Annotated in this window: 20 protein-coding genes and 1 pseudogene; 10 read left to right on the top strand and 11 right to left on the bottom strand. The window is 37.8% G+C overall.

The genetic code is table 11. The features are described 5' to 3' along the window. Nucleotides 1-83: 83 nt before the first annotated feature. Nucleotides 84-434, top strand: coding sequence for a winged helix-turn-helix transcriptional regulator (locus tag N4G44_RS23040; RefSeq protein ID WP_474930069.1), 351 nt, complete (start codon nucleotides 84-86; stop codon nucleotides 432-434). Here the strand turns inward: N4G44_RS23040 and N4G44_RS23035 are convergent. From N4G44_RS23035 to N4G44_RS23020, 4 genes and pseudogenes are all read right to left on the bottom strand, one after another. Then, a pseudogene (locus tag N4G44_RS23035) lies at nucleotides 431-1002 on the bottom strand (RsmD family RNA methyltransferase). The gene N4G44_RS23040 and the pseudogene N4G44_RS23035 sit on opposite strands and share 4 nt — an antisense overlap. A gap of 82 nt (nucleotides 1003-1084) precedes the next feature. Further along, nucleotides 1085-1801 carry a DUF3822 family protein gene (locus N4G44_RS23030; protein WP_474930068.1) on the bottom strand — a complete coding sequence of 239 codons (717 nt, stop codon included), beginning with the start codon at nucleotides 1799-1801 and terminating at the stop codon, nucleotides 1085-1087. Between the two features lie 18 nt (nucleotides 1802-1819). Then, nucleotides 1820-2314 (bottom strand): Smr/MutS family protein, encoded by a 495-nt coding sequence (locus N4G44_RS23025; RefSeq protein ID WP_474930126.1) that lies wholly within the window; start codon nucleotides 2312-2314, stop codon nucleotides 1820-1822. Nucleotides 2315-2347: 33 nt separating this feature from the next. Further along, the gene (locus N4G44_RS23020; protein WP_474930067.1) at nucleotides 2348-2845 is read right to left on the bottom strand and encodes a metallophosphoesterase family protein; all 498 of its coding nucleotides are present in this window, start codon (nucleotides 2843-2845) and stop codon (nucleotides 2348-2350) included. Between the two features lie 257 nt (nucleotides 2846-3102). Between N4G44_RS23020 and N4G44_RS23015 the strand changes: the two genes are divergently transcribed. Continuing rightward, on the top strand, nucleotides 3103-4242 hold the full coding sequence (locus N4G44_RS23015) for a serine hydrolase domain-containing protein (RefSeq protein WP_474930066.1): 1140 nt from the start codon (nucleotides 3103-3105) through the stop codon (nucleotides 4240-4242). A gap of 35 nt (nucleotides 4243-4277) precedes the next feature. Beyond that, entirely contained in the window at nucleotides 4278-4523 is a 246-nt protein-coding gene (locus N4G44_RS23010; protein ID WP_474930125.1) for a DUF3471 domain-containing protein, read from the top strand. Between the two features lie 200 nt (nucleotides 4524-4723). On the opposite strand, the gene N4G44_RS23005 is transcribed toward N4G44_RS23010, so the two are convergent. Then, nucleotides 4724-5200 carry a SixA phosphatase family protein gene (locus tag N4G44_RS23005; protein WP_474930065.1) on the bottom strand — a complete coding sequence of 159 codons (477 nt, stop codon included), beginning with the start codon at nucleotides 5198-5200 and terminating at the stop codon, nucleotides 4724-4726. A 114-nt stretch (nucleotides 5201-5314) separates the two neighbouring features. Between N4G44_RS23005 and ruvX the strand changes: the two genes are divergently transcribed. The 6 genes from ruvX (at nucleotide 5315) to N4G44_RS22975 (ending at nucleotide 9990) form a co-directional block, all read left to right on the top strand. Next, nucleotides 5315-5677: a Holliday junction resolvase RuvX gene (gene ruvX / locus N4G44_RS23000; RefSeq protein WP_474930064.1), complete on the top strand. Its 363-nt coding sequence runs from the start codon at nucleotides 5315-5317 to the stop codon at nucleotides 5675-5677. A gap of 48 nt (nucleotides 5678-5725) precedes the next feature. Then, a complete protein-coding gene (def, locus tag N4G44_RS22995; protein ID WP_474930063.1) occupies nucleotides 5726-6298 on the top strand; it encodes a peptide deformylase in 573 nt (190 codons plus the stop codon). 77 nt (nucleotides 6299-6375) lie between these two features. Next, nucleotides 6376-6930 (top strand): DUF5606 family protein, encoded by a 555-nt coding sequence (locus tag N4G44_RS22990; protein WP_474930062.1) that lies wholly within the window; start codon nucleotides 6376-6378, stop codon nucleotides 6928-6930. Between the two features lie 321 nt (nucleotides 6931-7251). Continuing rightward, nucleotides 7252-8019, top strand: a complete 768-nt coding sequence (gene mazG / locus N4G44_RS22985) for a nucleoside triphosphate pyrophosphohydrolase (RefSeq protein ID WP_474930061.1) — start codon at nucleotides 7252-7254, stop codon at nucleotides 8017-8019. 1 nt (nucleotide 8020) lies between these two features. Next, nucleotides 8021-9103: an FUSC family protein gene (locus N4G44_RS22980; RefSeq protein ID WP_474930060.1), complete on the top strand. Its 1083-nt coding sequence runs from the start codon at nucleotides 8021-8023 to the stop codon at nucleotides 9101-9103. 2 nt (nucleotides 9104-9105) lie between these two features. Next, nucleotides 9106-9990, top strand: a complete 885-nt coding sequence (locus tag N4G44_RS22975) for a hypothetical protein (protein ID WP_474930059.1) — start codon at nucleotides 9106-9108, stop codon at nucleotides 9988-9990. A gap of 28 nt (nucleotides 9991-10018) precedes the next feature. Here N4G44_RS22975 and N4G44_RS22970 read toward each other — a convergent pair whose 3' ends face one another. Next, a complete protein-coding gene (locus tag N4G44_RS22970; RefSeq protein WP_474930058.1) occupies nucleotides 10019-10738 on the bottom strand; it encodes a hypothetical protein in 720 nt (239 codons plus the stop codon). Between the two features lie 278 nt (nucleotides 10739-11016). Continuing rightward, nucleotides 11017-14691 (bottom strand): metallophosphoesterase, encoded by a 3675-nt coding sequence (locus N4G44_RS22965; protein WP_474930124.1) that lies wholly within the window; start codon nucleotides 14689-14691, stop codon nucleotides 11017-11019. Nucleotides 14692-14755: 64 nt separating this feature from the next. On the opposite strand from N4G44_RS22965, the gene N4G44_RS22960 reads away from it, so the two are divergent. Beyond that, the gene (locus tag N4G44_RS22960) at nucleotides 14756-15925 is read left to right on the top strand and encodes a Pycsar system effector family protein (protein ID WP_474930057.1); all 1170 of its coding nucleotides are present in this window, start codon (nucleotides 14756-14758) and stop codon (nucleotides 15923-15925) included. Nucleotides 15926-16007: 82 nt separating this feature from the next. Here the strand turns inward: N4G44_RS22960 and N4G44_RS22955 are convergent, their stop codons facing one another. The 4 genes from N4G44_RS22955 to N4G44_RS22940 all read right to left on the bottom strand — a co-directional run bounded on the left by N4G44_RS22955 (nucleotide 16008) and on the right by N4G44_RS22940 (nucleotide 18691). Continuing rightward, nucleotides 16008-17000, bottom strand: coding sequence for a hypothetical protein (locus N4G44_RS22955; protein WP_474930056.1), 993 nt, complete (start codon nucleotides 16998-17000; stop codon nucleotides 16008-16010). Continuing rightward, entirely contained in the window at nucleotides 16988-17170 is a 183-nt protein-coding gene (locus N4G44_RS22950) for a hypothetical protein (RefSeq protein ID WP_474930055.1), read from the bottom strand. Before N4G44_RS22950 ends, N4G44_RS22955 begins: the two co-directional genes overlap by 13 nt. After that, the gene (locus tag N4G44_RS22945) at nucleotides 17149-18246 is read right to left on the bottom strand and encodes a hypothetical protein (protein ID WP_474930054.1); all 1098 of its coding nucleotides are present in this window, start codon (nucleotides 18244-18246) and stop codon (nucleotides 17149-17151) included. Before N4G44_RS22945 ends, N4G44_RS22950 begins: the two co-directional genes overlap by 22 nt. 196 nt (nucleotides 18247-18442) lie before the next feature. Then, entirely contained in the window at nucleotides 18443-18691 is a 249-nt protein-coding gene (locus N4G44_RS22940) for a hypothetical protein (RefSeq protein WP_474930053.1), read from the bottom strand. Between the last annotated feature and the right edge of the window lie 260 nt (nucleotides 18692-18951).

Genomic DNA, 18951 nt, shown 5'->3' with positions numbered 1-18951 from the left:
TATTATACTATCATTTTTATAGTAGCGAAATTAATGTAAGTTTACTACCTTTGCAATAACGGTAAAAAAGGATAGTATAAAAAATGTATACCATAGACAACAAAGAATACCCATGCTGCACCAGCGTAACGATGAAGTTTATAGGGGGAAAGTGGAAAGCGGTAATTTTGCATCATTTGCTCGATGGTGCCAAAAGATACAATGAGCTGAAAAAATCTATTCCCACCATTACAGAAAGGACTTTGAGCCTTCAGCTAAAGCAGCTTGAAGAAGACCATATCGTCAACAGAAAAGTATATACGGAAAAGCCTCCGCTGATGGTAGAATATACCCTTACGGAATTTGGAAAAACATTACTGCCGGTGCTTGAAGCTATTACCAACTGGGGAATTGCTGCACCGGACCATTCCATCAAAAAAATAATCAGGAACTAAATTTCCTGATTATCTTCTTTATTCGCTTCGAAAAAACTGAAACTTACATTTCCGTATTTTCGGGTATCTATTAAGTTGGGATGCTCCAGCTTCATCCTGCTCTGGTGTTCAATAATCAGGACTCCATTGGGTTTCACGAATTTATTATTCAGTACCAGGGACAGCAGCTCATAATATTTCTTTTCCTCCATTTCAAACGGAGCATCAGAAAATACAATCTCAAAGCTTTTTTATTCCTGAATTTTTTAAGCCAGTCAAAAACATCACCTCTCTGGACATTGATTTGCAGCGACATATCCAGTTCTGAAGCCGTTGAATTAATAAAGCTGGTATGTTTCGGATTCAATTCTACTGAAGTCACATCCTGGCAGCCTCTGGAAGCAAATTCGAAGGTTATAGAGCCTATGCCTGCAAAAAGATCAAGCACAGAAATCGACTGCATATCATATTTATTCTCCAGGATACTGAAAAGCGCTTCCTTGGCAAAATCTGTCGTAGGTCTTACATCAAAATGTTTGGGAGCCGCAATTTTTTTTGCTTTCCACTTGCCGGATATTATTCTGAACATATTTTTTAGTTGTTAGGTCGCAGATTGCAGGTGACAGGTTGTTGAAATTGGGAGCTAATCCCTTTAACCTGCTACCTGCAACCTAATTAAGTATAAAATTCTTATTAGGAACATTGTCAAAAACAATTCTCATGTTTTTAACGAATTTCTGAAGTTCGGAGATAAAGGTTTCGTTTTCCGTAGTTTCACCGTAAGCGTAGAAATTGGTTTCATTAATTCCGAAACCTATTTTACTCAGCGTAAACATCACGAAGTACAGAAAGTCGACTTCAGAATTCACATCAAGGTTGTTGTATAAAATAACCTTCTTATTATCAATGGCGAAAAATTCACATTGGTTATGATACAGATTGATATGAATTTCCTTATTATTTTTATTATTGATTGAGTTTAAAAACTTTTCCCCGGAGAAATTAAAATGAACCGGAACTGCCAGCTCTTTTATTTTCCTGTAAAAGTTTTTTGGGAACGTATAGTAAAACTGTACCCCGAATTTTTTATTCACAGAAAGCATCAGTTCCTCTTTTTCCTTATCAGCAGGTGCATTGAAGGCAATCAGTTCGAATCCGGCCTCGTGTTCTGAAAACCCTTCAGGCATCAGTGTGAAATGATTCAATGCAGAAATCACGTGGATTTCATCGAATCTTTGTTTAAGAAGGATTTCGTCCAGCTTTTCTTCAATAAGCGTTTCCGGAGTTTCTTCAGTAACGAAATAAGACTTTTCTTCCAGAATGCTTTTGTTCCTGGCAATCTGGCAGATTAATCCGTCTTTGGTAAAAAGTAAATTAAGTACGTTCATATTTCAATTGCTGCAAATTTAGTGAAATTCTATCATAACGGCACCCGATTGATGATGAAGTATTTCCTTATTATAAAAATCGATATCTGTCTGGCTTTCTAAAACATCCATTACCATTCTCTGTAGCGTACCGTCACCAATTCCGTGAACGATTTCCAGTTTTTTCAGATGATGTTTTCTGCAGAAGTCCAGCACTTCCGTCAGTTTTGCTTTTTGAATGAAAAGTCTCTCAAAACTGTCATAATCACTGGGGTTCTTAACCAGATGATCAAAGTGAAGATCTAGGACCATATGATTTTTCTGGTGCTTTTTGGAAACAATTTTTTGGGGTTCCGCTTTTTTTACTACCCGGATATTTTCATAAAGATCCGCATTTTTCGGAACCAGCTTTTCTTTTGGATACTGGTAGGTAAACCCATATTCATCTTTAAAAACAACAATATTTCCGTTCACGGAAGTAATAATTCCGCTTAAATCCTCATCTACCACAGAAACTTTGTCCCCGATTTTCATGTATTGTGCATCTTCTTTTATTGTTGTCAAAAATTAATTTTTCGGTCCCAGTTCAATAATTTCCAGGTCCTTTATTTCTTCTCCTTCCACGATGAAACGCATCATTGTTCTCACCTTATGCCATCCCTGTTTGCCGCAGGCCCCCGGATTCAGATGGAGGAGATTGTTCTTTGAATCAAACATAGCTTTTAAAATATGGGAATGCCCGGAAATAAACAGCTTTGGAGCTTTTTCAGAAATTTCCTTGCAGGCAAGCGGAGTATATTTTCCGGGATATCCGCCGATGTGGATCATTAAAACTTCCAGATCTTCACAGAAAAAGCGATTCACTTCAGGAAATTCGGCCCGGATCTTTGCATTGTCTATATTTCCGTAAACCCCTTTTAAAGGTTTTATTTTTTCCAGTTCTTCAATAACCTCCATGCTTCCGAAATCACCGCAGTGCCAGATTTCATCTGCCTGACGGGCATATTCTAAAATCCTGTCGTCTATATAGGAATGGGAATCGGAAAGAAGGAGAATTTTTGTCATGAAAACCGGAGATTTGTGCAAAGTTAGGAAAGATTTATTTTTAATTAAGGCTTAAACTCTCATTAAATAGACAAAGTTTTTAAGACGGAAGCGCTCGTCCTTTAATATTTACTAAATTTGAGAAAATTAAAAAAAATGAAGCAGAAGTTTTCTTTTCTACTTTTTCTGGCGGCAGTGGGGCTGTTTAATGCCCAGGTCGAAGAAAAAAACTGGACGAGCTGATCCAGAATACCTTAAAAACCTTTGATGTTCCGGGAATGTCCGTAGGGATCATAAAAAACGGGAAAGTGATCTATTCCAAAGGATTCGGGCAGCGTTCTTTAGCCACCAAACAGCCGATGGATGATGCTACTCTGGTAGGAATTGCATCCAATTCAAAAGGGTTTACCTGTACTGCGCTGGCTATTTTGGCAGATGAAGGAAAACTGAACTGGGACGATAAAGTTTCGAAATATATTCCTGAATTCCAGATGTACGATCCGTATGTTTCCCAGAATGTAACGATTAAAGACCTTGTAACTCACAGAGCCGGTTTAGGCTTAGGGCAGGGTGATTTGATGTTTTTCCCGGAAGGTGGGAATCTGACTGTAAATGATATTGTTCACAACGTAAGATATCTGAAGCCTGAAAACCCTTTCAGAACTAAACTGGATTATAACAATATCATGTTTATCGTAGCCGGAGAAGTGATTCACAGGATTTCCGGTCTTAGCTGGGCAGAATTTATTGAGCAGAGAATCATGAAACCAGTAGGAATGACTTCCAGCTACGGAAGCTACAACCGGGCAAAAGCAGTAACCAACAAGATCGATGCCCATGCACCGGTAGATGGTAAAGCCGTTGCTGTTCCCCATGACTGGAACGAAACCGGAAATGCCGCTGGAGGAATTATGAGTAATATTAAGGATATGACCACATGGGCGGACTTTCTTTTAAATAATTTTACCACCAAAGACGGGAAAAAACTGGTTTCGGATAAAAATGTACAACAGCTGTGGAGCCTGCAGATTCCTGATAGGGTTGCTTTAAAAAATCCTTATGATACAAGTTTCTACGGATACGGGTTAGGATGGTTTTTAAGCGATGTAAAAGGACACAAGCAGATCCAGCATACGGGAGGATTGATTGGAACCGTTACACAATTTACCCTGATTCCGGATATGAAATTAGGAATCGTAGTACTCACCAACCAGCAGTCCGGAGCAGCTTTTAATACGATCACCAATACGGTTAAAGATTCTTACCTGGGTGTGGCAGACAGAAACTGGCTGAAAACATACAGCGAAAGAATGTCAAAAGTAAATGCAGACTTTGACAAACAGAAAAAAGAAGCTTTTGCTAAATCTGAAGCCTTTAAAAAAGAAAAAATCTTCAGCCTAAAGCAGAACAATTTGTAGGCAAGTACAATGATCAGTGGTTCGGAGACGTTGAAATTTCTCAACAGGGAAATACATACAGAATCTCGTGTCAAAATTCTCCAAGACTCAAAGGGGAGCTATTGCCTTATTCCAATAATTCTTTTATTATTAAATGGGACGACAGAAGTTATGATGCTGATGCTTACATTATCTTTAATTATGATGAAAATGGAAAAGCAGAATCTGCAAAGTTGAAGTCTGTTTCAGATATTACGGATTTCAGCTTTGATTTTGATGATCTGGATCTTAGAAAGAAGTAGATGGTATAGGTGAAGGCAAAATTGCAAATTGGTAAAATGGCGAAAAGGCAAAATTGCAAACATTTATATATATCAAAATATTCAATAGGAACGGGCTTTAGCCCGTTTTTTATTATAAATCCACCCTTAATCAAATAGGTATTCTCCCTTTTTACGAGGATAAAAAAGGAGTAGGATAGATTTAAATAAAAAGGACAGAGCTATATTTTTTCTGGCTCATAAAAGAACAGAAGTTTCTTTTTGGCACCGTCAAATTCAGACCATGAATTACAGTCTATTTCAAAACCGGCCACTCCGCAGGTTGGGAAATGAAAAATATCTTCAGAAATGGAATTCGCAAAATTGGAAATTCCGTTGTTATGGGAAAAAAATGCTACAGAGCTCACACTGTCATCCAGATCGTAGATTACAGATTCGAAATTTTTTTCGGAAGGGTTATACAGCTTATCTTCCGTAGAAACCGTAAGCTGGTAGGCCTGGTTAAAGATCTTGCATGTATTCAACGCACGCACTGCCGGGCTGGAAATAAATCGGTCAATCGTAATATTATTGCTTTTCATGAATCTGGACATGTTCATAGCATCCTTTAATCCTTTGTCTGCCAAAGGCCTGTCAAAGTCCTCCGTTTCTTCCGGCCAGTCGCTTTTCGCATGTCTTACGAGGATGAGTTTCTTCATATTTTCGTTTTTTGGAAGATTAAAATTATAAAAAAATAATGGAATAAAACATGATTTTTATAAAAAAGCTGCGTTATGAATAAAATCATTAAATTTTACTAAATTTGCAGACTTATGGGACAGATCCTTGCAATAGACTATGGAAAGGCACGCTGTGGCATTGCTGCAACGGATGATATGCAGATTATTGCCAGTGCTCTGGATACCGTTGAAACACGGTTTTTGATGGAATTTCTCAAAAAATATTTCGCCGAAAACAAAGTGGATGATGTGGTAGTAGGCCTTCCTACAGATTTGAAAGGAAATATATCCGAAGTGGAGACCGATATTTTAAAATTCATTGAAGAATTTCAGAAAGAATTTTCCGGTATTGCAGTCCACCGCCTTGATGAAAGATTTACCTCAAAAATGGCTTCTTTTTTATCTCCCAAAGCGGGAAAAGCAAAAAAAGAGACAGGAAAAGGGGTTAATAGATAAAGTAAGCGCAACGATTATATTGCAGAATTTTTTAGAACAAAGAATAAGATGATTTTACCGATAAGAGCTTTTGGGGATCCTGTTTTGAGAAAAGTAGGGAAAGATATAGACAAAGATTATCCCGGTTTACAGGAACTTATAGATAATATGTTCGAAACGATGTACAGTGCAAACGGTATCGGGCTGGCAGCACCACAGATCGGGCTGGATATCCGTCTGTTTGTGATCGATGTAACTCCTCTTGCAGAAGATGAAGATTACGAAGACATCAAAGATGAGCTGGCCGAGTTCAAAAAAGTTTTCATCAATGCCAGAATCCTTGAAGAATCCGGCGAAGAATGGAAATTCAATGAAGGGTGCCTTTCTATTCCGGATGTAAGAGAAGATGTGAAGAGAAAAGGAACGATCGTTATTGAATATTATGACGAAAATTTTGTAAAACATACAGAAACTTTTTCCGATATTAGAGCCCGCGTAATTCAGCATGAGTATGATCATATTGAAGGCGTGCTGTTTACCGATCATCTGAGCGCTTTGAAGAAAAAACTCGTAAAAGGTAAACTGACGAAGATCTCCCAGGGCGATGTAAGCATCGGCTACAAAATGAGATTTCCAAAATAAATTAAACAAGGATTACAAACAAAATAATAAAAAGCAAAAAGCCCCGTGCCTATTGCAGAAATTAAAAAAATAAAATTATGCTGTTAGAAAAAATAATTTCAATTTCCGGAAAGCCAGGACTTTTCAAATTAGTTTCCCAATTAAGAAACGGTTTTATCATTGAAGATGTTACCACTAAGAAAAAAGTGAGCATCGGAAACTCCAGCCAGGTGAGTTTATTGGATAATATCGCGATGTTTACGGTTGATAAAGAAGTTCCTTTGTTCGAAGTTTTTGAAAATATTGCTAAAAATAACGACTACAAAGAAGCGATTTCCCACAAATCTTCCGATGAGGTTCTGAAAGAATTTATGACGGCTTCTCTTCCTAGCTATGATACGGAAAGAGTATATGCTTCAGACATTAAAAAACTGGCTCAGTGGTACAACATTCTTCAGAAAGCAGGATATATTACCCCTGAAAGCTTCGTAAAAGCAGAGCCTGAAACATTAGAAGGTGCACCCGAAGAAGTAAGCATTGAAAAAGAAGCTCCTAAAAAAGCTCCAAAAGCTGAAAAACCAGCTACTCCAAAAGTAAAAGCTACTTCTGCCGCTAAAGCAGCTCCAAAAAGTACCCATACCAAGAAAGGATAATTTATCCTGAATTGTCAATATAAAGCCCTGTCAGAAGTTTCTGGCGGGGCTTTTTTATAACCGATTTAAAATGGCCTCGGAAACTGTAGCGTTAAAAAAATAAATTCTGTGAACGTTAAGAAAATTCTATTGTTTGAAGTGCGGGAGAAATACTGAAATGATTCACCAATAGTAAATCCGCACAAGTTTTAGAATTTTTAGAGAACAGAACTTATTTTTAGCGGAGGTTTCCAAGCCTTGAACTTTTCGTTCTTTTGTTTCAAGACAAAAGGACTTAATTAAAGATTTACCCTAAATTTGCATTATTCGAATTCCTAACTTATGAATACCAGACAAGAAAAACTAGAAGCTTTCGGAAGATTATTAGATATCATGGATGACCTCCGTGAAAAATGTCCGTGGGATCAGAAGCAGACACTGCAATCACTCCGTCATCTTACCCTGGAAGAAACTTATGAGCTTTCTGATGCCATTTTACAGGAAGACCTGCAGGAAATAAAAAAAGAGCTTGGTGATGTGCTGCTTCATTTGGTTTTTTATGCTAAAATCGGTTCTGAAAAAGAGAGTTTCGATATAGCCGATGTCATCAATTCCTTAAACGAAAAACTGATCTTCCGTCATCCGCATATTTACGGAGATACAGAGGTGAAGGACGAGGAAGAAGTAAAGCAGAACTGGGAAAAGCTGAAGCTGAAAGAAGGAAATAAATCTATTTTAGGCGGCGTTCCGAAAAGTCTTCCAAGTTTGGTAAAAGCCTACAGGATTCAGGATAAAGTAAAAGGAATCGGTTTTGAATTTAATGATGCGGAGGATGCCTGGAAGAAAGTAGATGAAGAAATCAGGGAATTTCATGAAGAAACAGATCCGGTTAAAAAAGAACTGGAGCTTGGGGATGTATTTTTCTCACTCATCAACTATGCAAGAATTTCAGGACTGAATCCCGACTCTGCGCTGGAAAGAACCAATCTGAAATTTATTTCAAGATTCCAGAAAATGGAGAGGCTGGCCGAAGAATCCAATATAAAGCTTGCTGACCTGTCCCTGGAAGAAATGGATGTATTGTGGGAAAAAGCAAAACTGATGGCCTAGCATGGAAGTACAGCGTTCCGTACATCACAGATTTCAGTATCTGCTGGAGTTCAAAAAAACAGAAAGGAAATGGCATTTCCCTTTTCTTGCGGCACTTTGTATCGGAAGCTGCTTATTCATCGGTTATTTTTTAGGAAAGCCCAATTACGGAAGCTTATCAAGTTTGGGAGCCCTCACAATTTTATATTTTACTTCAGCACCCATTACCCAGCGGATGATTCATCTGGCGGTTTGTGCATTCGGGATGGTTTTTTCCTTTACCATAAGCCTGTTTTTTAGTTTTAATGCTTATACAGCAGGATTATCTTTGGGAATTGTTTCTTTTCTGGCGCATTTTATAACATCCTATTTTAAAATTCCTCCACCCGGAAATTTTTTCTTCATCATGCTGGCCGCTATGGCAAGTACCTATCATTTTGACCTGGAAATGATTCCTGTGAGGGTAGGTCTTGTGGCAATGGGAGCTATTTTATCGTGTACACTTGCCTTTCTGTACTCTGTTTTTATAGAGAAAGGGGAGGTTCTGGCCATTCCGAGGAGAAGAAAGTTTAATAAAAGAAGATATACTAAATTTGTAGAAAGTACCATTATAGGATTCTTCATGATGCTGACACTGATTGTGGGGCATCTGCTGAAATTTGAAAATACTTACTGGATCTCCATTGCTGCAATCGCGATTATCCAGGGACGTAATTTTGAGCATGTCCGTCAGCGGAATATGCACAGAATCCTTGGAACCTTTATTGGAATAGGTTTTGCATGGCTCATTCTGCTCTTTAATCCTGCCAAAATAGAGATGATCATCATTATCACAGTTTTGCAGTTTATTATAGAGCTGCTTATTGTAAGGAATTACGGTTTTGCGGTGATTTTTATAACTCCATTAACGATTCTTTTGACGGAAACCGGAAGTCTGGTTCATCATAATGTAGAAAATCTCATGCATGCTAGGCTTTTAGATACTATCATAGGAAGTCTGATTGGTTTGGCAGCCGGCTTTTTTCTTCATCATCAGCAGATAATTAATAACTTAGAGAAAAATATCCGGTATTCGTATTTTCAGTTTAAAAAATTAAAAAAATAGCTATGTTGCGTATTCTTACCTTATCCGCTTTCTTACTATGGAGCTGTAATCCAAAAGCTCAGGACAATCCTAAAACCGATGCCCTGCAAGTAGAGTTTTCCCTTCCTAAAAAGTTGAAGGAAGTTTCCGGGATCGCATTGTCTCAGGATAAAAATACCATTTGGGCTATAGAAGACCAGGGGAACAAGAATATGGTTTACGGTCTGGATATGCAGGGCAAGCTGGTAGCTGATGTTCTTGTAGAAAATGCTGAAAACAACGATTGGGAAGATATTACAAAAGATACTCAGGGAAATATTTATCTCGGAGATTTTGGAAATAATGACAATAACAGACAGAATCTGGCTATTCTGAAACTCGATCTGAAAGATGCTTCCCAAAAGACAACAAAGGCTGTTCAGACTACAAAATTTCATTATGAAGGACAGACAGAATTTCCTCCGAAGAAATCGAACTGGCTGTATGATTGTGAGGCTTTCGTAGAAATGAACGGTAACTTTTATCTTTTCACCAAAAACAGAAGTAAAGGTTTTGACGGAACTTTCCTTGTATTTCAGGTTCCTAATAAAGAAGGAGATTTTGAAGCCAGATTAATCGGGAAACTTAAGATTCCAGGAAAATACAGCGATGCTGCCATTACCTCTGCAGCGGTGAACAGTACCCAAAATAAGATTGTTTTGCTTACCCATAAAAATATCCATATCCTTTCCGGATTTACAGCAGATAATTTTAATGCTGCTAAAATTGAGAAAGTACCGTTAAATCATAATTCGCAGAAAGAAGCGGTTGTTTTCCTTGATGATAAAACACTTCTGATTGCTGACGAAAAAGATAAGGATACGGGTGGAAAAGTATATAGATTTGAATTAAACCCTCAAGGCAAATAACTGCAAGAGGGTTAAACTCAAAAATAGGTTACGGGGTAAGATAAGAAATGTGAATATTTCCAGCCGACAATCTGAAATTCTGCGTGTAAACGCATCTGATCCTGAAAGTATCACCGGCATTGAAAAAGGTAATCGAAGACAGGTTATGATTCACCGTTAATGTACGTTCACCATGCCCTGTAGATATAGAGGCCAGAGTTTCTGTAGCTGGTGAAACTTTCTGTACAGAAGATTTTGCCGTTCCTGCTGTGTAGCCGTTTCCGTTTAAGCTCAAGTCATAGGTAATATAAGGAACAACATTGTAGAATCCGGGCTTTACTACAGTGAATATTCCGGTTGCTGAGTCGTACTTCAGGTAAGCGTTATCAATTTTATTACTGACGTTATAAATATACGTCTTTGCAAAACTTTCGTGAGTGCTTACAGGATTGCTTCCGGTACCTGTATAGCTTCCTGTAGCAGGATTGATATCCGTTTTATTACCCACAAATATTACTTTCAGGAAATTCTGGGATTCAATGGTTGTCCAGGAAGGGGCAACTCCTGCTCCGTTTGACATTAATACTTCACCCCGGTTTCCTGAGTTTCCTTTGGTCTTTGCGTTTCCGCCTACATTCAGGTCCTTTACTACCTGAAGGCTTCCGTTGACGTGTAATGTGTTTTGTGGTGTTGGGGTTTCTATTCCCACTTGAGCGTTTGCATTTGAGAACATGACAAATAATGCCATGTATGACAGCGTTCTTTTCATCCGATAATTGTTTTTTTGAAATAATTTTAAACAAATATATATCCTTTTTAAAACATTGAATTTTTAAAAGATATATAAGCATATTGCTCTATGGATGATTTTTCTTAAAACCTGAAAAAATATGAATTGGCTATTTTAACCGTAAATTGTTTACGTATAGTGATTTGCAAATGAAAAATTAAAATAATTAAATTTATTTATATTAAAATTAATAATTGAATTAATCTTTTTCTATAATAAAATGCATGGTTTGACCCTTGCTAAATGGTGACCCCTGTTTAAAAAGTCATTCCTACGCCACCGGAAATTCTTCCTCCATCAGAACCATAGAAATAGTTGAGTCTTGCAGAGAACATATCAACAACGCTCATCCAGAATCCTGCTCCTATAGATTGGTGCCACTTTTTAGAATCTTCATGATCATTCCACACGCGGCCGAGGTCATACCCGATAAGGACACCCATATTGGCTGGAATAATATTGTTTCTTACCCTTCCGAAATCCCATCGGATCTCAGAATTATTGGTAAAATAGGATTTACCTGAAAACCTGTCGTTACGGAAAGCCCTCATTCCATTATTACCTCCTATGCTTGCTGCCTGATAGAATTCGAAATTATTATTGCTGATCCACATGGCATTGCTGGAATTGGCAAAAACAAAATTTCCTCTTTTATCAAGCCTGTGATCAATCGTCAGTGTACCGTTCAACGTGAAAAAGTTCTTTTCAGTATTGGAGAGGTTCGTTTTCCAGTCTGCATTCAGTAATAGTTCCATGCCCAGAGTAGGGAAGGCATTATTATCCAGGTTTTTGAAGCTGAATGTATAATTGGCTCCCGCAAACTGCTGGCTTTTGAAAACTTCAGGCCTCACATCCGGTGACTGATCTACAAAACGGTCCCCTTTCTTCTGTACCTTATTATCCTCAAACGTCAGCTGGAACTGATGCTGAAGATTCATCCAGCTTTTTTTAGAGATGGACGGTGCGAAATTGAACTTAGAGATTCGTGCTCTGTTGTATTCTCTTTCCGTATTTTCTTTATCATACTGGCTTTCATTGGACAGCCCGAAGAAATTTTCAGCGAACCTTGGTGTGGTATAAGCCGCATCCAGGTTGAAATCCCAGCCCGATATCGCTTTTTTGAAAATTCCTTTATAAGCAGCATTGAATCCACCCGTCGCCGTGTAAAAATTGACTTTCAGACTGTGCTTTTGGGTATAAGGATCACGAATGAAATTGTTAACGGTATAATTGGCCAGAACGCCTAAAATTACCCCGTCATCCGGATTATAATCTGCATTCGGGTAGCCGGCAAAGAAATTGTATTTCGGATGCTTGTAATTATAGGTATTGATATCATAGTCATCGGAAATATTTTTTGTTCCACCGCCGTTGTAAGTATTTTTCTGGCTTTTAAAATCATAAATCTTTACACTTTTCCCATCAGCAATATTGTACACGTCGTGATTATAACCGCCGACAAGCCTGATGTTCATCTTCGGTCTTCCTTCCCCTGAAACTTCGTAAATATCGTCATCTTCAAGGCCGTAGATCCAAAGTTCTTTCGTTTTGGAATCGTCATATGTTTTTTCAAAAACCAATTCAGGGTTCTCTTTGTTTTTATCTAATTTATATTGCTGTACGCGAACGGTATTTGCCGTTTTTGTGATGACAAATTTATCAGGGTTCACTGTTCCGGCAAGAGGTACTTTTTCCTGCAGCACATCATAATATTGGGCAGCATAGTCCTGAAGCTTTGTTTTTCTGACTTTTAATTTTCTCTGAATATCAGCAATCGTTTCATCCCGTACTTCTTTCGGAAGATTTGTGAAGGCGTCATCAATATCAGCATCCGTAAGATGTTCCTGGATATATTTAGCCTGCGCAGTCCACTCTTCCTGTGAAGCCCCTTTTAAAAAGATGAGATCCAGCGGATACGGCTCCATATTCATCCACTTCACATTTTTAATATCATCCTTAAACGTTTTCATATGGCGGATCGCCGGAACATTCATGATAACCTTGAAAGCAGCACCGTCATACTTACTGAAAGCCTGGTCCCTGTCTTTTGGGATCGGTTTGTAAATAACCTTATCACCATCCTGATATTCGGCCCATTTCCACTGGTCTGAATGCCTGTCCCAGTCGCCGATAAGCATATCGAAAATTCTTGCTCTTATGTAGGATTCGCGGTCTACGGAATATTTATAATTTTTAGAGAAATTTTTCAGAACATCATCTGTGGAAACGATGTCTTTGGCATTATCCAGCGAGGCCAATGTTTTGGGATCTGAAGAGAAACGCTCTTCAATCATATACATTTCGTCACCGTAGTTTTCATTGTATTCTCCCAAAGCATATTGTTTCGGGATGTAATAAAGCTTCGGATTGCTATGGAAAATACCAAGTTTATCAGCCATATTCCCTACAGAAAAAGGCGTAAACGGGTGATTGGCCGTATAAAAATCAAGCAGGAACTTTTCAGGGAATGTATTATTCAGCTCATTTCCGAAAGTGCTTTTCTTGAAAGCCATATTATTCAGGAAACGGACTGCGCTCTTTTTTACACCACGCATAACAAATTCCTGTCCGTCTGCTGCTTTCAGTCTCAAACTGTTCGACTGGTTGCCTCCTCCTTCTCTGAACGGCGTAAATCCACCATTTAACGAAGCAAGATCTGCGGTAGGGGCTTCAATAGGGATACCGTAGTATTTTCTGTAATGCTCACCCCATAACCAGCGGTAAACAGGTCCTTTTTGGGTAAGCTTCACAGGATAAACACTTGAGGTTGCTGTAGCCGGAAAATCTTTTGGATAATTATTCACAAAAGCATCCGGTTTTGAGATCACAGAAATGTGGGCAAGCTTTTTTAGGTCATTATCTTTTGTAGAAAAATATTCAACGTCTGTACTCTGGTCTTTTCTGATATTCAGAACGGCAAAGCCACTGCCTCCGTAAGAGAAATCTGTCTTTTCCGCAATCGTAGCAGGATCTGTCTTGGAACCTGCGCCACTGATGATCTGCCTGATATTCCTGTCTTCATGATACTGCAGATTATGATCATGCCCGGAAACAAAAATAATGTTTTCCTTATCCTGAACAATACTTTTCAGCCTGTTGGCCAGATCTGCATAATGCTTATTGTTGATGTCCTCCAGACTTGCCCCTGAAGAACTTCTCAGTATATTGATTAAACTTGCTGCAACGGGAACAGGAACCTTACTTTTTAACGGATAAAGATGTGACTTGGCAGAATTGAATCCCGCATGGGTTCCGCTGCTGATCACAGGATGGTGCAGAGCTACAATAATTCTTTTATCCTGGTTTTTGGTAATAATGTCTTTAAATTCCGTGAAAAAATCTTCACGGGTTTTAATGGTGCAGTTTTTATTTATCCCCGGATAGTTATCCCAGTTGACAAGCATCCATTCGGTATCAATAACAATAAGTTTTATGTCTTTGGATAAACTAATATCGTCGATGCCGCAGGAACTTTTAGGAAGAAAGGCTTTTTTATCATTAAAATAGGCTTTCACAAGATCTTCCTGTGCCTTTAGTCCGTCAAGACCATTGTTCCAGTCGTGATTTCCCGGAATAACGAGTGTTTTTCCTTTAAAGTTTTTGGTAATGGCAAGCTGGTTTTCCAGTTTTTGCTTGGCCAGTGCATAATCTTTATCGGATTCTTTTGGCAGGCCGTTAGGGTAGATATTATCACCAAGAAAGATCAGCATAGAATTACTGTCTGCGGAATCCAGCTTGTTTTTGAGTAAATTTAAGGTATTCTGTGCCTGGGGTTCATCTGCATTTCCGGCATCTCCGATCAGGAAGACTTTAAAATCATTTTCAGATTTTAGATCAGAATTTTTTATTTCAAATAAGTTTTTACCCTTTTTTACGTTATATGTAGCGCAAGAATAGAGAACTCCCGCAGATAATACTGCCCTAAAGGCAATAGTCGTTTTTTTAAATGAGTTTTAAAGGATAAATTCATAAATTTACATTAACAAAAATTCAGGAATGAATATTTTACACAAAGCTAAAGATTATGTAGAAATCTTATTCAAAGATAAGTTATCTTCTGTATACTTTTACCATAATTTTATTCATACGACCTATACTGTAAATAAGGCCGAAGAGATTATGCGAAATACACCTGTTTCCAAAGAGGATCAGGAAAAGGTGCTTTTAGCCCTTTGGTTCCATGATACAGGCTACGTTGAGTGTGCACAGAATCATGAAGAAAAAGGGGTAACCATCCTTACCGATTTTCTGAAACAGGAAAATTATCCTGAAAGTTATATTGAAGATGTTTCCCGACTGATCCTGGCGACCAAAATTACCTATCAGCCGCAGAATCTCCTGGAAAAAATTGTAAAAGATGCGGACTGCAGCCACTTTGCCAGCCACGATTATAATGATATTTCCGATGCCCTCCGAAAAGAGTGGGAGCTTACCAATGTAAGATGTTTTTCCAATGACGAATGGAACGCCGGCAATCTTGATATGCTTAAAAACAAGCATCATTATTATACGGAATATGCAAAGGAAAACTGGGAACCTTTGAAAAAGAAGAATATCAGGAAAATAGAAAAGAAGCTTGAAAAAGAAGAGGATAAAAAAGAAAATTCCGATAATAAAAAAGAGCCTAAAGAACCTAAATCTGACCGCAGTGTGGATACGCTGTTCAGAGTAACCCTGAATAACCATACCAGATTGAGTGATATAGCCGACAGTAAGGCGAATATCCTTCTTTCCGTTAATGCCATTATTATTTCAGTTTGTCTTTCCGTACTTGTTCCTAAGCTGGATACGCCTAAGAATGCCCACCTGATCATTCCGAGTTTTATTCTGCTTATTTCAAGTGTTCTGACCATCATATTCGCCATTTTATCAACAAAGCCAAATGTAACGAAGACGAATTTTACGGCTCAGGATATTGCAGACAGAAAAGTAAACCTTCTGTTCTTCGGAAACTTTCAGCGAATGCTCTTCAGCGATTATCACAATGCAATGAAAGATTTAATCAAAGACAGGGATTATATCTATGATTCTATGGTGAAAGACCTTTATTTTCTTGGGAAAGTTCTGGACAGAAAGTATAAACTTTTATCCATAACCTATAAGATATTTATGGCAGGAATTATTATTTCCGTACTTTCTTTCGGATATGCTTTTCTTTCTCTTTAGTTAAAAAAGTAATTTTAAGTTATTGTGCGAATTGACTGGAAATTTGCCACAGAGTAAATAGAAAGGTAATTTATGTTGTTGATTAACTTTGAGCCAAAGAAACCCTCAACGCCAGCAACCCCGTAATTCCCTGCAAATCTTCCACTCTCAAAAACTCCACATCATTCTGCAGAATTCCTTTTTTCTGGAGTTTATTGATGTATTCCAGATATTCTCTCTGGTTTTCCATCCCGAAATATACAATGGTAACCTTTCCGGGGCAGGTTATTCTTTCCGGAGAGTCTTTGATATGGGCTTTATCCAGGCGCTTTTTTATAATTTCATAGTACGAATTGTAGGCGCCGTCTACATCAAAGCGTTTTTCGTCCATTCTGAAGCGGATGTCTATTTTTTCATTATAGACAAAAAGTAATGAGGCGATATCCAGCTGGATAGGCAGGGTATTTTTAAAGGTCTGGAATTCACGTTCCATATTGCAGATGGTCTTCAGCTGCCAGTACCTTAATTTGTGGACTACTTTTGAAGTGTAAGTAAGTTCCGGGGCAATATTATGCCCAATGTATAAGTTGTGCTCTACGCCATCGGATTTGAACCTTTCGAAGTAATGCGGGAAGATCTCCTGGGCTTTAACCTGGCTTTCATCCAGCATATCGGCCAGTTTTCTGTTGACCAGAGTTATAGAATCATCCAGGTTTTTCCTGTTCGCATAAAAGAGGTCGGTTTGGGAAAAAACCTGTAAAAAATAATCTTTGATCTTGTTTTTTATTTCCCTGTCGGTTTTCAGTTCCAGTTTTGCCTGGAGATAAGGATGGATCTCTTCTCTTAAAAATCTCTGAAGACGCTGTTCCGTATCGGCTTTGATCTCATTATTCAGTTCATTTTCAAAAACATCAAGGGCCAGAAGATATTTCTCCGAATCGGAATTGATGAGGGTGAAAATATCATGAAGGCTTTCAAGCTGTTGGTTGAGGTCTTCAAGCATCAGATTAAAACGCTTATCCGAAGAAGAACGGATGTCCGAGAAGCCAAAAAGAGGGGTTAGGTTTTTAAATGTAATCTGCTTCAGCGTATACATTTTTTTCCAAGGGAAGCGTTGAAATACTTTTCAGCTTCATTCCTGAATTTCCATACAACGCTGTCGTGAATAGAGGTATATTCACGCTGGATGATAGCTTCTATCTGGTAATTTTTTTCAAAACTGAACCTGTTCAGGGAGAAGAGGATCATATCGGTGAAAAATTCCATTTTTTAAGCTTTAATCCGTTAAAGCTATTGGCTTGCGGAGAAGTAAATTCCATAATAGCCAGTAGCTCATTATCCTTCATGATAGGAATGACCATGAAGCTGTTGATATTGTTATCCCTTAAAATACTAAAAGAAGGAAGACTTTTAACCTCTTCATCCAGATTGTTGACATTGGAGATAACAATCGGTTTAGAATTATGGTTTAAATTGTTGAAAGTACTTTTCCGGGTTTCTTCATCAAATGCGTTGATCCAAAAATCAAGGACATGATGGGTGAAAATATTTTCATAGATAGGAAGCCTGCCAAGTTTCTGGTCTTTTTTATCAAAAAGCATTAATCCGAAATTAAGCTCCGGTACATCGAAATAGGATTTGAAAATTTCTACCAGGTTTTCGTTCGGGCTCAGATCTTCCGGATCAATCTCAATCATACTGGATTTCAGATCAGACAAAGCCACTTCTGAAGTACAATCTACCAGAGAAATAATAGTGAAGCCTTTTAATATCCATGATTTTGAAGGGAAATATTTTTTCCACAGCTTAAAGTCGTCCAGGTTTTCAAGGAGCATGTCCAATACATCGTCGGAAGGGATTTCTGCATTTTCAGTAGGATAAATATCGGTAAAATCTGAATTTACCGTAATCTTATAATGCTTCATGATTCCCTGTCTGTTCGGAATATCATAATAAAGCGGGATGGTGGTTTTGATATCCCTTTTGAAATAGCTCTGAAGGATAAGACAGCAGCAGAAAACATAAAACTCATCATCATCAATGTTCCTGAGTTCTATTTCAAAATCTTTTCCGGCATCTTTCAGAATATTTTTGAATCTTTCAGTATAATTAAAAGTGATATTGGAAAGCGGAATACTTGCCGCTTTAATTTCATTGTTGGTAAGCCCTGTAGGGAAAAGGTCTGCAAGCAAAAGCCTGATGAGGTCTTCATGTTTATCCAGAAGTGATACGTCCTGAAATCCATCTTTCAGTTCCTGGAAATTTTTGGTCCTTTCAATAAGGGATTCAGCATAATTGACCCGGTACTCCAGACGATCGTTATAGCGGATATGTTCCAGCACATCCAAATATTTTTTGAATGATATAAGAACCTGAAAGGGAGCGTCTTTTTTGTAAAGATGAGCCAAGAGCTGAAATTTAAAGTAAAGTTATGAAAAAAACACCACTTCCAAATGTATTACAAATGGATGAAAGCTACCTTTGTAAGCTGTTTTTTTATTTTTCCTAAATAAAACACGAATATAGGTAAAGCATTGATTACTGCTTTCTTTTCTTTTTCAAAAATTCCGCAGTTTTATGAAAAAGATTAGGATAAAATTCTGATGTTCCGATTTTTAGATCTTTGGTTACCGGAAACAGAAATTTGATTAACGGTACGCTAAATATGACAGCAACAGCCGCGATAAGCATTCCGTAATTGTCCACATCTTTTTTGTCTCTGCTTATATAAAAAACAATTGCAGCAATGACTGATGAAGTCAATAGTGTGATAAAGATTTTTTTCATGGTGGTTAATGTTATTCAAATTTAATTGTTTTTGGGAATATTATTCTGTGAAATTTTTAACGCAAAGTTTATTATTAATAGCGTATATATTTAGGCTGCAAAGAAGGAATCAATCTTCGATTGATTTGACTAAGCGGACATTTTATGCAGCAGCTTAATCAGCGACTTTGTCGCTCCTTTTTGTATAACTTAAGTGTAAAAGGTTTTTAAGAATAAACTTTGCGATAAAAATAAGTATCAGTGGGTATCTATAATTAATA

The sequence above is a fragment of the Chryseobacterium sp. GTID13 genome (assembly GCF_056172655.1).
The sequence above is the reverse complement of the archived record's forward strand: the minus strand, read 5'-3'. Positions and strand labels throughout refer to the sequence as shown.

Bases quoted from the DNA above. Each gene is read 5' to 3' on its own strand.
- N4G44_RS23040 (WP_474930069.1), top strand. From the start codon at position 84: ATGTATACCATAGACAACAAAGAATACCCATGCTGCACCAGCGTAACG.
- N4G44_RS23030 (WP_474930068.1), bottom strand. From the start codon at position 1,801: ATGAACGTACTTAATTTACTTTTTACCAAAGACGGATTAATCTGCCAG.
- N4G44_RS23025 (WP_474930126.1), bottom strand. From the start codon at position 2,314: ATGAAAATCGGGGACAAAGTTTCTGTGGTAGATGAGGATTTAAGCGGA.
- N4G44_RS23020 (WP_474930067.1), bottom strand. From the start codon at position 2,845: ATGACAAAAATTCTCCTTCTTTCCGATTCCCATTCCTATATAGACGAC.
- N4G44_RS23015 (WP_474930066.1), top strand. From the start codon at position 3,103: ATGTCCGTAGGGATCATAAAAAACGGGAAAGTGATCTATTCCAAAGGA.
- N4G44_RS23005 (WP_474930065.1), bottom strand. From the start codon at position 5,200: ATGAAGAAACTCATCCTCGTAAGACATGCGAAAAGCGACTGGCCGGAA.
- ruvX (WP_474930064.1), top strand. From the start codon at position 5,315: ATGGGACAGATCCTTGCAATAGACTATGGAAAGGCACGCTGTGGCATT.
- def (WP_474930063.1), top strand. From the start codon at position 5,726: ATGATTTTACCGATAAGAGCTTTTGGGGATCCTGTTTTGAGAAAAGTA.
- N4G44_RS22990 (WP_474930062.1), top strand. From the start codon at position 6,376: ATGCTGTTAGAAAAAATAATTTCAATTTCCGGAAAGCCAGGACTTTTC.
- mazG (WP_474930061.1), top strand. From the start codon at position 7,252: ATGAATACCAGACAAGAAAAACTAGAAGCTTTCGGAAGATTATTAGAT.
- N4G44_RS22980 (WP_474930060.1), top strand. From the start codon at position 8,021: ATGGAAGTACAGCGTTCCGTACATCACAGATTTCAGTATCTGCTGGAG.
- N4G44_RS22975 (WP_474930059.1), top strand. From the start codon at position 9,106: ATGTTGCGTATTCTTACCTTATCCGCTTTCTTACTATGGAGCTGTAAT.
- N4G44_RS22970 (WP_474930058.1), bottom strand. From the start codon at position 10,738: ATGAAAAGAACGCTGTCATACATGGCATTATTTGTCATGTTCTCAAAT.
- N4G44_RS22960 (WP_474930057.1), top strand. From the start codon at position 14,756: ATGAATATTTTACACAAAGCTAAAGATTATGTAGAAATCTTATTCAAA.
- N4G44_RS22955 (WP_474930056.1), bottom strand. From the start codon at position 17,000: ATGTATACGCTGAAGCAGATTACATTTAAAAACCTAACCCCTCTTTTT.
- N4G44_RS22950 (WP_474930055.1), bottom strand. From the start codon at position 17,170: ATGGAATTTTTCACCGATATGATCCTCTTCTCCCTGAACAGGTTCAGT.
- N4G44_RS22940 (WP_474930053.1), bottom strand. From the start codon at position 18,691: ATGAAAAAAATCTTTATCACACTATTGACTTCATCAGTCATTGCTGCA.